Annotated in this window: 14 protein-coding genes and 1 tRNA gene; 12 read left to right on the forward strand and 3 right to left on the reverse strand. The window is 54.2% G+C overall.

Annotated elements, in window-relative coordinates; all coding sequences use genetic code 11:
- Nucleotides 1-27 precede the first annotated feature (27 nt).
- Nucleotides 28-267, reverse strand: coding sequence for a DNA-binding protein (locus BLW22_RS08185; protein ID WP_065947535.1), 240 nt, complete (start codon nt 265-267; stop codon nt 28-30).
- Between the two features lie 81 nt (nt 268-348).
- Here BLW22_RS08185 and BLW22_RS08190 point away from each other — a divergent pair, with 81 nt between their 5' ends.
- The 6 genes from BLW22_RS08190 (at nt 349) to BLW22_RS08215 (ending at nt 6,125) form a co-directional block, all read left to right on the forward strand.
- Nucleotides 349-714 (forward strand): helix-turn-helix domain-containing protein, encoded by a 366-nt coding sequence (locus tag BLW22_RS08190; RefSeq protein ID WP_027603205.1) that lies wholly within the window; start codon nt 349-351, stop codon nt 712-714.
- Between the two features lie 151 nt (nt 715-865).
- On the forward strand, nt 866-1,507 hold the full coding sequence (gacA, locus tag BLW22_RS08195; protein WP_003190387.1) for a response regulator transcription factor GacA: 642 nt from the start codon (nt 866-868) through the stop codon (nt 1,505-1,507).
- Between the two features lies 1 nt (nt 1,508).
- The gene (gene uvrC / locus BLW22_RS08200) at nt 1,509-3,332 is read left to right on the forward strand and encodes an excinuclease ABC subunit UvrC (protein ID WP_074845359.1); all 1,824 of its coding nucleotides are present in this window, start codon (nt 1,509-1,511) and stop codon (nt 3,330-3,332) included.
- A gap of 32 nt (nt 3,333-3,364) precedes the next feature.
- On the forward strand, nt 3,365-3,925 hold the full coding sequence (gene pgsA, locus BLW22_RS08205; RefSeq protein WP_027603207.1) for a CDP-diacylglycerol--glycerol-3-phosphate 3-phosphatidyltransferase: 561 nt from the start codon (nt 3,365-3,367) through the stop codon (nt 3,923-3,925).
- A gap of 60 nt (nt 3,926-3,985) precedes the next feature.
- Nucleotides 3,986-4,061 (forward strand) — tRNA-Gly (locus BLW22_RS08210).
- Between the two features lie 222 nt (nt 4,062-4,283).
- Nucleotides 4,284-6,125: a tyrosine-type recombinase/integrase gene (locus tag BLW22_RS08215; protein ID WP_074845361.1), complete on the forward strand. Its 1,842-nt coding sequence runs from the start codon at nt 4,284-4,286 to the stop codon at nt 6,123-6,125.
- A 364-nt stretch (nt 6,126-6,489) separates the two neighbouring features.
- On the opposite strand, the gene BLW22_RS34840 is transcribed toward BLW22_RS08215, so the two are convergent.
- Nucleotides 6,490-6,648 carry a hypothetical protein gene (locus BLW22_RS34840; protein WP_159440238.1) on the reverse strand — a complete coding sequence of 53 codons (159 nt, stop codon included), beginning with the start codon at nt 6,646-6,648 and terminating at the stop codon, nt 6,490-6,492.
- A gap of 284 nt (nt 6,649-6,932) precedes the next feature.
- Here BLW22_RS34840 and BLW22_RS08220 point away from each other — a divergent pair, with 284 nt between their 5' ends.
- The 6 genes from BLW22_RS08220 (at nt 6,933) to BLW22_RS08240 (ending at nt 12,430) form a co-directional block, all read left to right on the forward strand.
- Entirely contained in the window at nt 6,933-7,592 is a 660-nt protein-coding gene (locus BLW22_RS08220; RefSeq protein ID WP_074845364.1) for a hypothetical protein, read from the forward strand.
- Nucleotides 7,593-7,879: 287 nt separating this feature from the next.
- Nucleotides 7,880-9,019 (forward strand): CBASS cGAMP synthase, encoded by a 1,140-nt coding sequence (locus BLW22_RS08225; protein WP_074845367.1) that lies wholly within the window; start codon nt 7,880-7,882, stop codon nt 9,017-9,019.
- 4 nt (nt 9,020-9,023) lie between these two features.
- The gene (locus BLW22_RS08230) at nt 9,024-10,640 is read left to right on the forward strand and encodes a ThiF family adenylyltransferase (RefSeq protein WP_074845370.1); all 1,617 of its coding nucleotides are present in this window, start codon (nt 9,024-9,026) and stop codon (nt 10,638-10,640) included.
- Nucleotides 10,628-11,137, forward strand: a complete 510-nt coding sequence (locus BLW22_RS08235) for a Mov34/MPN/PAD-1 family protein (RefSeq protein ID WP_074845373.1) — start codon at nt 10,628-10,630, stop codon at nt 11,135-11,137. The genes BLW22_RS08230 and BLW22_RS08235 overlap by 13 nt, the downstream gene beginning before the upstream one ends.
- A gap of 252 nt (nt 11,138-11,389) precedes the next feature.
- Nucleotides 11,390-11,836, forward strand: coding sequence for a diadenylate cyclase (locus BLW22_RS34360; protein WP_143045105.1), 447 nt, complete (start codon nt 11,390-11,392; stop codon nt 11,834-11,836).
- A complete protein-coding gene (locus BLW22_RS08240; protein WP_047739076.1) occupies nt 11,837-12,430 on the forward strand; it encodes a Cap15 family cyclic dinucleotide receptor domain-containing protein in 594 nt (197 codons plus the stop codon).
- Nucleotides 12,431-12,510: 80 nt separating this feature from the next.
- Here BLW22_RS08240 and BLW22_RS34365 read toward each other — a convergent pair whose 3' ends face one another.
- On the reverse strand, nt 12,511-12,735 hold the full coding sequence (locus tag BLW22_RS34365; RefSeq protein WP_143045106.1) for a hypothetical protein: 225 nt from the start codon (nt 12,733-12,735) through the stop codon (nt 12,511-12,513).
- Nucleotides 12,736-12,938 lie beyond the last annotated feature (203 nt).

Consider the following 12,938-nt stretch of genomic DNA (forward strand, 5'->3'; position numbering starts at 1 on the left):
CCCACTCCTTATAAGCGCATACTGGCCTCAGGCGCCGACTTCCTGATCGTTGTTCAGGTCTCCCGTCTCAGCAAGGATGATCCCTTCTTTCATGCCCAAAAGGACCGCTACCTTATGGGCTTCCCCACGCCGTCCCTTTTTGCGCCCAGCGAGCACTTGATAGGTGGTTGCCGGATCTACGCCATGTTCACGGGCGAACGCTTGAACTGACTTTCCTTGATGTTCCAGCCAGGCCTTGGCTTGTGCAGCGGTACGGATTCCGGGCATAGTTCAAAACCGTTCAAGTTTGTTTAATAAGAGATGAATGTGTCACCTCTTGGGGTGTGCCAAATAGGATCATACATCCAAATGAGTGGAATCGGTTCGCGTTTACGGCAAGAAAGGGAGCGACTTGGCCTGTCGCAAAAAGTGTTTGGTGAAATCGGCGGCGTTGAAGCCAACGCACAAGGTAAATATGAAAGTGGAGGGCGTGCGCCTAAAGCGGATTACCTGTCTCGTGTCGCCGAAAGAGGCGTGGATGTACTTTACGTGTTGACCGGCGCAGCCACGCCGATTCAATTGGAGAATCTGAGCCAGATTGAAGAAAAAGTCCTCGGGGACTATCGCGCAATGTTCAAGGAAGACCAGGCTGCGATCCGTCGCCTGACCTCGACGTTGGCCGAGCATTCGATTGCGATGAATGGAAAACCCAAGCCCCAGCCCCAGGATTCCTGACCCTTCGCCCAGCAAATTGAGCCATCCGCCGCCCGGCGGATGGCTGTCGCCCAATCAATCTCTCTCTATATGACGCGTGCTATTAGGTCTGTGCCTTGGTTTTTTGCTAAGGTGTTCAGCAACCTATAAGACCATTTCGCGAGGTGTCTGCTTGATTAGGGTGCTAGTAGTCGATGACCATGATCTCGTTCGTACAGGCATTACACGAATGCTGGCTGACATCGATGGCCTGCAAGTAGTCGGTCAGGCCGAGTCAGGCGAGGAATCCCTGATCAAGGCCCGGGAGTTGAAACCCGATGTGGTGTTGATGGACGTCAAGATGCCTGGCATCGGCGGTCTTGGCGCGACGACCAAATTGCTGCGCAGCCATCCGGACATCAAGGTCGTGGTGGTGACTGTGTGCGAGGAAGACCCGTTTCCGACACGCCTGCTGCAGGCTGGCGCTGCCGGCTACCTCACCAAAGGTGCGGGCCTGGCGGAAATGGTCCAGGCCATTCGCCTGGTGTTTGCCGGCCAGCGCTATATCAGCCCGCAGATCGCCCAGCAATTGGCTATCAAGTCCTTCCAGCCCACCAGCGACTCGCCGTTTGATGCGCTGTCGGAGCGGGAAATCCAGATTGCCCTTATGATCGTCGGTTGCCAGAAGGTACAGACGATCTCCGACAAGCTGTGCCTGTCGCCCAAGACCGTCAACACCTACCGCTATCGCATCTTCGAGAAGCTCGCCATCAGCAGTGATGTTGAATTGACCCTGCTCGCGGTGCGCCACGGCATGGTGGACGCCAGCGCCTGACATGACCACACCGTTTGATCCGAGTGCCTTTCTCTCAACCTGCAGTGGCCGCCCTGGCGTGTACCGCATGTTCGACAGCGAGGCGCGCCTGCTGTATGTCGGCAAAGCCAAAAACCTCAAGAATCGTCTGGCGAGCTACTTTCGCAAGACCGGTCTCGCGCCGAAAACCGCGGCCCTCGTGGCGCGTATCGCCCAGGTCGAAACCACCATCACCGCCAACGAAACCGAAGCGCTGCTGCTTGAGCAGACGCTGATCAAGGAATGGCGGCCGCCCTACAACATTCTGCTGCGTGACGATAAATCCTATCCCTATGTGTTTTTATCCGATGGCAGCTTCCCACGCCTGAGCATTCACCGTGGGGCGAAGAAGGCGAAGGGCAAGTACTTCGGGCCTTATCCCAGCGCCGGGGCCATTCGGGAAAGCCTGAGCCTGCTGCAAAAAACCTTTTTTGTACGCCAGTGCGAAGACAGCTTCTATAAGAACCGCACCCGGCCCTGTCTCCAGTACCAGATCAAGCGCTGCAAGGCGCCCTGTGTGGGGTTGGTTGAGCCGGCCGAATACGCCGAGGATGTGCGCCATTCGGTGATGTTCCTCGAAGGGCGCAGCAATGCCCTCACCGATGAGCTTTCCACCGCCATGGAGCAGGCGGCCAGCACCCTGGATTTCGAACGGGCCGCCGAGCTGCGCGACCAGATTTCGCTGCTGCGCCGTGTCCAGGACCAGCAAAGCATGGAAGGTGGCACCGGCGACGTCGACGTGATCGCGGCCTTCGTCAATCCGGGCGGTGCCTGTGTGCACCTGATCAGCGTGCGCGGTGGGCGAGTGCTGGGCAGCAAGAACTTCTTTCCGCAGACCGGTATTGATGAGGAGGTCGCCGAAGTCATGGCCGCTTTCCTGGGCCAATACTACGTGAGCAGCCCCGAGCGCGACCTGCCGTCGGAGTTGATCGTCAATGTGGTGCACGAAGACTTCCCCGCGTTGATCGAAGCCATTCACGAACTGCGCGGCCGCGAGCTGGACATCAGCCACCGCGTGCGTGGCACCCGCGCACGCTGGCAGCAACTGGCGGTGACTAACGCCGAGCAAGCCCTGAGCGCGCGCCTGGCCAACCGACAGCACGTCGCCGCACGCTTTGACGCCCTGGCTGAAGTCCTTAACCTGGAAGAGCCGCCCCAGCGCCTGGAGTGCTACGACATCAGCCACTCCAGTGGCGAGGCCACGGTGGCATCCTGCGTGGTGTTCGGGCCGGAAGGGCCGATCAAGTCCGATTACCGGCGCTACAACATCGAAGGCGTCACTGCCGGCGATGACTACGCCGCCATGCACCAGGCCCTCACGCGCCGCTTCAGTAAGTTGAAGGATGGCGAGGGCAAGTTGCCGGATATCCTCCTGGTCGACGGCGGCAAGGGCCAGCTGTCCATGGCCCGCGACGTGCTCAATGAGCTGGCGGTGCCTGACCTGATCCTGTTGGGCGTGGCCAAGGGAACGACGCGCAAGGCGGGTTTCGAGACGTTGTACTTGAATGATGCCGCCCATGAGTTCACTTTGAAGGGCGACTCACCCGCGTTGCATTTGATTCAACAGATTCGCGACGAAGCCCACCGTTTCGCCATTACCGGCCACCGCGCCCGCCGTGGCAAAACCCGGCGAACCTCAACCCTGGAAGGGGTGGCAGGGGTTGGCCCGACGCGGCGTCGCGACTTGCTTAAACATTTTGGTGGCTTGCAGGAGCTGTCCCGTGCCAGCATTGACGAGATAGCCAAAGCACCCGGTATCAGTAAAAAGCTCGCTGAGCTGATTTATGCGAATCTGCATAGCGAATAGAATGCCTTTCCACCTCGTAGCCAGTTGTGCCGATGAATATCCCTAATCTGATCACCGTTCTACGCGTCCTGCTCATCCCAATTTTCATTCTGTTGTTCTATTTGCCGTACGAATGGAGTTATCTGGCTTCCAGTTCAGTGTTTGCCTTTGCCGCCGCCACCGACTGGCTCGACGGCTACCTGGCGCGTCGCCTGGAACAGAGCACGCCCTTCGGCGCGTTCCTCGACCCGGTGGCCGACAAGCTCATGGTGGCCGTCGCTTTGGTCCTGCTGGTGCAGGAACACGGCAACCTGTGGCTGACCCTGCCGGCAGCGGTCATCATCGGCCGCGAAATCGTCGTCTCGGCCCTGCGCGAATGGATGGCTGAAATCGGCGCCCGCGCCCACGTGGCCGTGTCCAACATGGGCAAATGGAAAACCGCCGCGCAAATGCTCGCGCTGGTTATCCTGCTGGCCAACCCGTCGGACTTCTCGTTCTGGGTCCTCACGGGTTATGCCTTGCTGCTGATCGCAGCGGGCCTGACCCTGTGGTCGATGCTCCAATATCTGCGCGCCGCCTGGCCGCATCTGCGCACCACCGTTGAAAAGAAATAAAACTTTTTTGAATCAAGGGGTTGACGGGTGCTGAGGATTCTATAGAATGCGCATCACCAAGCGGGAATAGCTCAGTTGGTAGAGCACGACCTTGCCAAGGTCGGGGTCGCGAGTTCGAGTCTCGTTTCCCGCTCCAAATATTGCGCTACAGAGTTCCACTGAATTCTGTAAGTGATTGAAATCAGGGCCTTTAGGCCCTTTTTTCGTTCCGGCGGGAACCACTGAAATCCAGCACTATCCGGTGCGTTTAAGTCCAGGATTGAGTCCAGAATCCTGACGCGTACCGAATCGGTTTGATGCTGGAGCAGTTTGCGCAACGAGATGAGCATCTGGCCCTGACTCTGTTCAGGAGCTCGCGATGGCACTCTCAGAAATGACAGTTCGGCACGCCCGAATCACCGGTAATGACTACACCCTCGGCGACAGTGATGGTCTCACACTCAATGTGACGGCCAGAGGCGGAAAAGTCTGGCTCTTCCGTTATTACTGGGCGGGCAAGCAGAAGCGCATGTCCTTAGGTTGTTACCCTCAAATCTCCCTCAAAGAAGCACGTACTCGACGTGACGAGGCGCGTGCCTTAGTTGCCCAAGGCATCAACCCCTACGAGCATCGTAAACAACAGCGGCTTGCTGTTCATGCTGCGAAGGAGCACACCTTCGAGGCCATGTTCAATCAGTGGGTGGAGTTCCGCAGGCTGAGCCTGAAGGAGGGCCGCCAGAGCACGCTCTCGCAGATCTTGCGAATCTTCAATAGAGACGTCCTGCCCATACTGGGCGGGCGGTCCATCTACGATATCAATCGTCACGATTTGCTGGATTTATTGAGCAGGATCGAGCAGCGCAAGGCTTTAACGACCGCCGAAAAATGTCGGACCTGGTTCAACCAATTGTTCCGTTATGCGTTGGTGAAAATCGAGGGACTGGAACACAACCCGGCTTCAGACCTTGATGTGGTCGCACTCCCCAAACCGCCTGTTACGCACAACCCATTTCTTCGTATGGACGAGCTTCCGGGATTGATGGCTGCTCTTCGAAATTACGGTGGCGCCAACCAAACTCGGCTTGGCCTTCGGTTGTTGCTGCTGACCGGGGTCCGCACGGGCGAATTGCGGCTGGCAACACCCGATCAGTTCGATCTGGAGAAGCGCTTGTGGATCATACCGGCGGAAGTGGTGAAACAACTTCAGCTAGCGATGCGGAAGCCAGGTAAACAGACCCAAAATGTACCGCCTTATATCGTGCCGCTGTCGATTCAGGCGCTGGAGATCGTGCGTCACTTGCAGGACCAGGTTGTCCCTGCGCAACGCTACTTGTTTGCGCATCGAAGCGACCTCAGCAAGCGCATCAGTGAGAACACGCTGAATGGCGCGCTACGCCGAATGGGGTACGCCGATCAACTCACCGGTCATGGCATGAGGGCGACGATCTCGACGGCGCTGAACGAGATCGGCTACCCGAAGGTGTGGGTGGATGCTCAGCTTTCTCATGCGGATCCGGACAAGGTGAGTGCGGCCTACAATCACGCGGAATATGTCGAGCAGCGCCGGACCATGATGCAGGACTGGGCGAATCGTCTGAACCTTTGGGGGCAGGGACAACTGAAAGCGGCAAGTTCTCCGCTGACCATTCGTTTAGAGGGCGCAGCTTCATTACCTTCGTTGGAAAGCGCGAATGCAAACGCCGTTCTGTACAGCGGTGGCTTCCCAGAGACGACTGTCCCAGCCTCCAAAACGTCCGTCAGCAACGAACCGGTCCTTAACGCTGCTCAGTATTCACCAGTCCTACCTGCTCCTACGCAGACTGAACAGCTGCGCGACCCGCAAGTATCTGAAATACAACGCCAGCGCGCCGAGATGCTAGCTACCTATGAAGCTTCGAGTAATTTGGCACTGTTTGTCTTCGCCAAACTGGCAGGCAAATCCAGAGATCAGATCAACCGAGATATCAAGGCTCGGCGCCTGCTATCCCTGAGTCTGGGGAATCGCGGTCAGCGTATTCCCGATTGGCAGCTTGATCCACTGCGGCACAAGTTGGTACTTGCTGCGTTAGCGCGGTTTCCGGATGTCGATGCATGGAGGCTTTATGGCGCCCTTTGTAAGCCTCATGAGCGATTAAAAGGTCGCGCGCCAATCGATGTGCTTACTACGGAGAATTTCGATGTGACCGCACAAATCGTTTGCAGCGCGCTGGGTTCAAGCTGAGGTGCTGTCTTTTTGCTGTGATAATGGATGTCGCTGCTTGCTTGGGTCCATCTAGCTCGGGCTGCCGTAAATGCGTGAACTTCACGCGTTGCCTGAGGTGCGGCGGAGATGTTCGGCAAGAGGCTTCTATTGCGCAGGAAGACACCCTTTGGCATCATCTCGCTCCCGCCCTCTCTTGTCAGCTCTCCATCCCTCTCATTTGGGGGCTGCGTCTTGGGGATGGCGGGTAACCCACCCGGCCTCGTGCCGGGTTTTTTATTCGTTCGGCAGGCACGGCTGGCGGACAAACTTGGAATATCCAGCTACCCCATGTATGGGGTGCTAAAGGGAGAGTGTTCGAATCACTCCGTCTCGGCCATATTATTCAATGACTTAGCCCAATCTTCATCGGTTGGGCTTTTTCATGCTTGAAAAAATACTCCCACATTTCCTCCCACGGATATTCGCCCTGAATAACGCCCGCGCCCGCCCCGGTCAGAACGTCGTCATCGAGATCCTGTGCCACCACGAAGAGATAATCCATTGGAATGCCACCTAGAAGCAGACGGCCTATACGCGAAGAGCAAGAGTTATGCAGCTCACTCCATGTTATCCGGGTGTTCTGAAAACCTGCAACCAATGACGGCCTGGCTTACTTGTTGATGGCGCTTTTCGTTGTCACGGATCTTACTGTAGCGCCCATGTCGAAGGGGGGGCGGATGGAAGGAGGTGTTTTGCGACCGCCATGGCATCGACACTCGATGCCATGTACAGCATGTCGGCGAGCGTATAGGGTAGAGCGCTAACACTCGCAAACTGAGGGCTGGCATGTATCAAGTCATAGGGATCACCAAAACCCTCGGGTACTTCGCTACAACATGCCTGGTCGTCTTCCTGTTTCTGCATTACAACGATATGTCAGAGCTGCTGTCTGGGCCGCTAACCGATCTTCGTCGGCCCGTGGGATCAGCGGTAGGAATTGGTGCTGCTGTTTTCTACGTTTTAGGCCAGACCCCTGTTTTTGTGTGGCTGTGCAGGCTTCCTTTTGTTCGCAAATTGCTCCCGCCCATCGATGGAGAGTGGAACATGAAGCTGCAGTCCAACTGGGGGATCATGCAGAAGTGGCTTGGGCAAGGCGATGGGACCGAGCTCTACGTCGTTCAGGGAAAGGTCAGGATTAAGGCGCGTTTGTTCAGCGTTAAGATGGAGTTCACTTCGGACATCCCATACTCCGAATCCAAGACGATCAGCGTCTCCGTCCGACCCAGTGATCAGGTCGGTATCCTCGAACTTAACTACATGTATATCAACTACACCCAGGTTCCGGTGGCGACTGATACGAATGTGCACACCGGGGCGGCTAGGGTCTTCGTCAAAGAGTCTGGTGACGATTTTGTCATGGATGGCACCTATTTCACCGACCGTAAGTGGACGGAAGGGCTCAACACGGCAGGGCAGGTCACATTCACTAGGTCTAACGCCACTTAACTATGTGTCTCACAATGCCGTCCTTTATTCCATTGGATCAAAATACACTACATGTGGGATTTTTTTTCTTGGCTTGATCTATATGTTGTGGAGTGGCACTATGTCATCTCGCACGTGTCATCGAGCATGGTAGCTGACAACTTGGGAAGGACTGCACCCTTTGGATTACGTATTTGGCGTAGGGTGGCAGTGATGAGATTCGGGAGCGCAGAAGCGCTTGGTAGTCTTGATGTGAAGGTCAGCAATTGCTGGAGACACCGTTCATTTAGCGCTTGAGCGGAGGCTTCATGCCGAATTTTAGTCCCTTGCTATTCACTACTACCGGGGAAGATTGCTTCCTTGATGAACTCAACCTCACACCTGACGCGCTGACTGAAATCGATGGCGCTCGTAAAGATATCAGAGAGGCTTTGAAGGCTGACCTGCCTCGGGCGCTTCGTGAGAAAGGCCTCGAGGGTGAGGTCTGTGAGCCGCGGTTCTACATCCAAGGTTCGCGTGCCTACAAAACGCTCAACAGTCCTTGCACGACCCCGCCCCAACAGTCAGATATCGACGATGGTGTGTACCTTCCGCTGAGTGTCATGCGTGAAGAGAGCAGCCCCAAGCTCGCTATCACTTTGTTCTTTGACGCTGTCATCGACGTACTTCAAGCGATGTGCGCCGAAAGAGGGTGGAACACCGAGAGCAAGGATACCTGTGTTCGGGTAACTATCTCCCCCTATGCTCACATCGACCTTCCTTTGTACGTGATCCCGGATACCCTTTTCCTGCTGATAAAAGCCAGCATGGAAAGCCGTGGCCATGCCGTATTCGACAGTGCGATCAATTCCGAGAGGGACACTTGGAAGACCCTGCCCTCGGACAAGATTCTGCTGGCAGATCGAAAGCAGGGCTGGCGTAAATCCGACCCAATGGCTATGAAAAACTGGTTCAAGCGGGAGTGCCAGGAAAAGGGTGATCAACTCATCCGTGTCGTGCGTTACCTAAAAGCATTCCGCGACAAGCAATGGGAGGATAAAGGCCCAAGCTCAATCCTTCTGATGGCAGCAGCTTGCCCGCTGTATGAGTATTTCGACAAGCGAGATGACCACGCGCTGTTGAACGTCGTAAAGGGAATTCCTGATGCCCTGCGCAAGGGCGTCATGAGCCCCATTGACCCCGAGTCATCGCTCACTGCGCATATGCCCAAGGAGGCGATTGCCGAAGCCGTGGAGCTTTTTCAGGTTTTCGCGAATCACTTGGAAGGTTCAATCAAGGCAACTGATGCACAAACTGCTTATCACTGGCTTCACAGCATGCTGGGTGACCGGTTCCCGAATGCACCTTATCGCATGAAGCCGAATTCTGAGAGCCTGCCGGCGTCCATGGCTGCAATTGCTCCTCTCGCGGGCCCCGCAGAGCCTGTAAAGCGTACAAAGGCAGGCTAAATTCATGGACGCGATGCCCGAAGTGCTGCGTCATATGACCGAATGGGGATTTACTAAAGTAGATCCTCAGTCGAACGTTGGGTGGCTTGTGATGGCCGGAGAGTTGTCGACGGCCACTCAGGGGACTGTCCAATGCGAGGTATGGATAGACCGCTCATTTGAGCGGCCTCTCAAGCTATGGCTTACAGGAGTGCCGAAGGCACTGCCTAGGCTGGTGCCGCATCTTGGCCCGGATGGTTATCTTTGCTACGCCGCGCCAGGTACTCAAGTGATCGACATTTACGATCCAGTAGGACAAATCCGTACGTCCTTGCTTCAAGCCACTGAGGTTCTTGAGCAGGTTCTGGATGGAAATATGAAAGAGGATCTGCAGGAAGAGTTCTTCGTATATTGGGACGGTATCTACTGCTTCCATGATATCGAGCGTCGTACCTCCGGCGCGGTTGAGATCCTCCAATTATCAGACAACAAAATGTATGTGCTCACTGACGATGTCGGGCGAAGCCGGCTCAAGTTTGCGCGTGCGGGTAGGACGATCAAGGAATTCCCAGCGCATGTTGCGATGATCACGTCCAGCGCAGCTCCAAGACCGCTGCAGGACAACTGGCCACCCAAATCAGTTGGACAAATTCTCGACTGGCTACATGAAATAGATGACGCCTGTAAACGCAAGGTACGCGATAAGATTATCGCGGCGTATCGCGAGGGGCGGTTCGGAATAATGATAGTAATTGAGTCAGAAAAAACGGGTTACAGCTACGGCTTTCTCGTACTTGACCTTCAGCTCAATCGTCCTGAGGATCGGCGTTCCATCGATCAACGACTGCCCATATTTGATTGTCCTATCGAACCACTGCAAATGCTTCGCCTCGATGACAAATACCTGAGCGAACGCAATATCCCAGGGCAGGCAACACTCGCTGGCAAGCGTATCGGGTTGATCGGGTGCGGTACCATCGGTGGCTTCCTCGCTGAGATGCTCGTGAAAGCTGGCGCGGGAACGAGCACCGGTGAATTGACGCTGATTGATAACGATATTCTGATGCCTCAAAACCTCGGGCGGCATCGTCTGGGCTTTAACCATCTGTTCCGGGAAAAGGCAGCTGCACTGGCAGACGAGCTGATGGTATCCATGCCCGCTGCCCAGGTGCGTACCTTTATTAGCGACGCCAAGGACGTGAATTTGGGAGGGCTGGATTTGATCATTGATGCCACGGGCGAGGAATCGTTCGGGCACTGGCTTGCCAAGGTCGCCATCTGCCCAACCATGCATGTTTGGATTGAGGGGGCGGGCGCCGCCGTGCGTTCTCTGATTAAGCAGCGCACTGGACAGGGTTGCTACCGGTGCCTTACTGAGGCAAATAGTCGAGGCATTATGTTATCTGTCGTTGGAGGCGTGCAGCCAATTTTTGCTGGGCAGGGGTGTGAGGGACTCTACGTGCCGTTCCCAGCATCGGTGTCGATTCAAGCCGCAGCCCTGGCACTGGACACCGCTTTGGCTTGGGTTGCAGGTAAACCATGGCCATCGCTCTCAACCCGGTTGACCGATCAGAGCTATGAGCCCGCTACCCCTGATTGTTCGCCGCTGCCATATCCCGGATGTCCGGCATGCCATTCGTGAAAACTTGGATTGTGCCCGGCACGGAGCACTTGGTTTACCTAAGGCAACAGCCGCTTGAGGTTTTTAGTCGCTACATCCAGCAAGGCATGGATTCGAAGGAGGCGGGAGGGATATTACTTGGCCACGTTCGCGGTGAGCACCTGGAAATTATCGAAGCGACTGAACCTTCATTTTGGGACAAGCGCTTCAGGTTTCTCTTTGAACGTATGCCGTACTTTCATCACCGGTTGGCCATGAAACGGTGGAAGGAAAGCAATGGTCTGGTGCGATACATTGGGGAGTGGCACACTCATCCCCAAAATTATCCGAGTCCATCCTCAATTGACCTTAAAGAGTGGCAAATACTGGTTGCTGACCGAGTTGATGGTCGTCCGCTGCTTGCGCTCATCGTCGGGTGTAAGGATATCCATGTTGAGTACATGTCTGGCGCAGGCAAGCGAAATATTCTCGAGCCTGCCAGTTTTAGGCGAGGCGAGGAAAGTGTGTTTCTCAATTGAAGCCGGTTCTAGAAAATTTATCCAGCCGTACGCTTCCGAGAAAAGTTAATTCGAACGCCTAGCTGAGACGCTATGCTAGCTATACAGTAATACTTGAAGAGTGGCTTATATCATCGAAGTACTGATTTCTCGAGTTGATAAATTATTAAAAAATCGAGTGCTTAATAGCTAGGTGATAGATAGGGTAGGGAAGTTCGGTGCGTAATTCAGAGCCGTAAGTAAGCTTTGGATTGGTTTTTATTGTGCGACTACGTGGGCGATGAAGTAATGTTAGAGCGATTGGTTGATTTGCTCAGAGATATAACCGCGCTTTCTGGGCAAGAGTTTTCCGGGCTGGGTGTGATTGTATTGGAAGATGGTATTAATCTGCCGGTATTTCCAATGCGTGTCGACCTGGAAGTAAATGGCATGACAGACTCTGTTAGGTGTCTAGCTGAGATATCAAATCCCAATAATGACTTGCATGATGGATTTCATATTTTAAATTCCGATCTGCGAATTGTTTCCTTAACGCAGTATTTCTCTCCTCCGATTCCTCCTGGGATTTTACCGAATCGAAGTCGGGCATTTGGTGGTCGGTATTTAGCGGCCCTATTCGGGTCACTTTTGCCCGGCGTTATATTCACCGGTATTTCCACGCCAAGGCTTGGGATAGTGGTTTTTAAAGATGGAAGTGAAGTCTATTTCCAGGAGGTGTGAATGTTTTCTACTCTTTCTCCGCTAAAAGCAATTGTACTCGTTGCTAAGATCTATGCTGCTTTCGTAACATTATTGATATTTATAATGTTTGTCTGTGGATTCGAGGTGACGCTGCAGCAAGCTCTCAGAGCGGTGGTTGGCGGGGCCGTGTTATTAGAATTGGCATTGTTCGTGTTGAGCAGCTTCCTCTGGAGGAAAATATGGAATCGCTTTCCGATTTTGAATGACTGGGTTTTTCCCGACTTGAATGGTATGTGGGATATGGATATCACGTATCTGTGGGACGGTGCGGAGGGGACGAAAAAGGCAGTCGCCAATATCAAGCAAAGCTTGTTTTCGGTGAGCATGGAAGTTCATTCTGAAAGCTCAGACTCTGAAACGCTCGTGGTAAAAACTATCAAGGATGTTAATTCTGCTCGCCCAGTTCTTTATTACTTTTATAGGATCGTTCCTAAAGGTTCAAAAGATTCGGCTGGAAGTGGTTATGAAGGGGCTTCCATTTTGAAGCTTTATGGGCACGAAGGAAATGTTTTGAGAGGTAACTATTTTACAAGTCGGAAAAGTCAGGGGCATTTTTCTTTGACGAGAAGATAGTGGCTGACTTCGCTCTTGTGGCTGAATAGACGCGACTCTGTCTTGCACCTTCTATCGTAAGAAAGATCGCCGGTGGCTACCTAATAACGTACAGGCCCTAGGTACGAGATCAACAAATCGTCGAGAGCCATCGCTTCCTGATCGTCCAGGTTGAAGGGGGCGCAGTCTTCGACAAAGTAGGTTCGCGACTCATTTTTGACGTCGAGCATCGCACTGTGTATCTGCTTGCCAGCCTTGAAACGCACTTTTCCTCGCGACGATGGATGCAGCTCGACGAGGAGGTTCTCGATGTCACGCTCGGACAATCGGAACACCTGTTCGTCGATTTTAAAGTGCAAGAGGCTTTTCACCCAAAAAAACTGAGTGAAGCGATCACGAGGAACGCTACACACGGTGAATGGGCGGAGAACATCATTTGCTTTTCTCAGCAATCATTTTTGGTGCACGTATGCCTGATGCCCATAAAACAGAAATTCACCAAATCCTCCATCTGAATCCCGGAATCCAA

The organism is Pseudomonas marginalis (assembly GCF_900105325.1).
Taxonomy (GTDB): Bacteria; Pseudomonadota; Gammaproteobacteria; order Pseudomonadales; family Pseudomonadaceae; genus Aquipseudomonas; species Aquipseudomonas marginalis.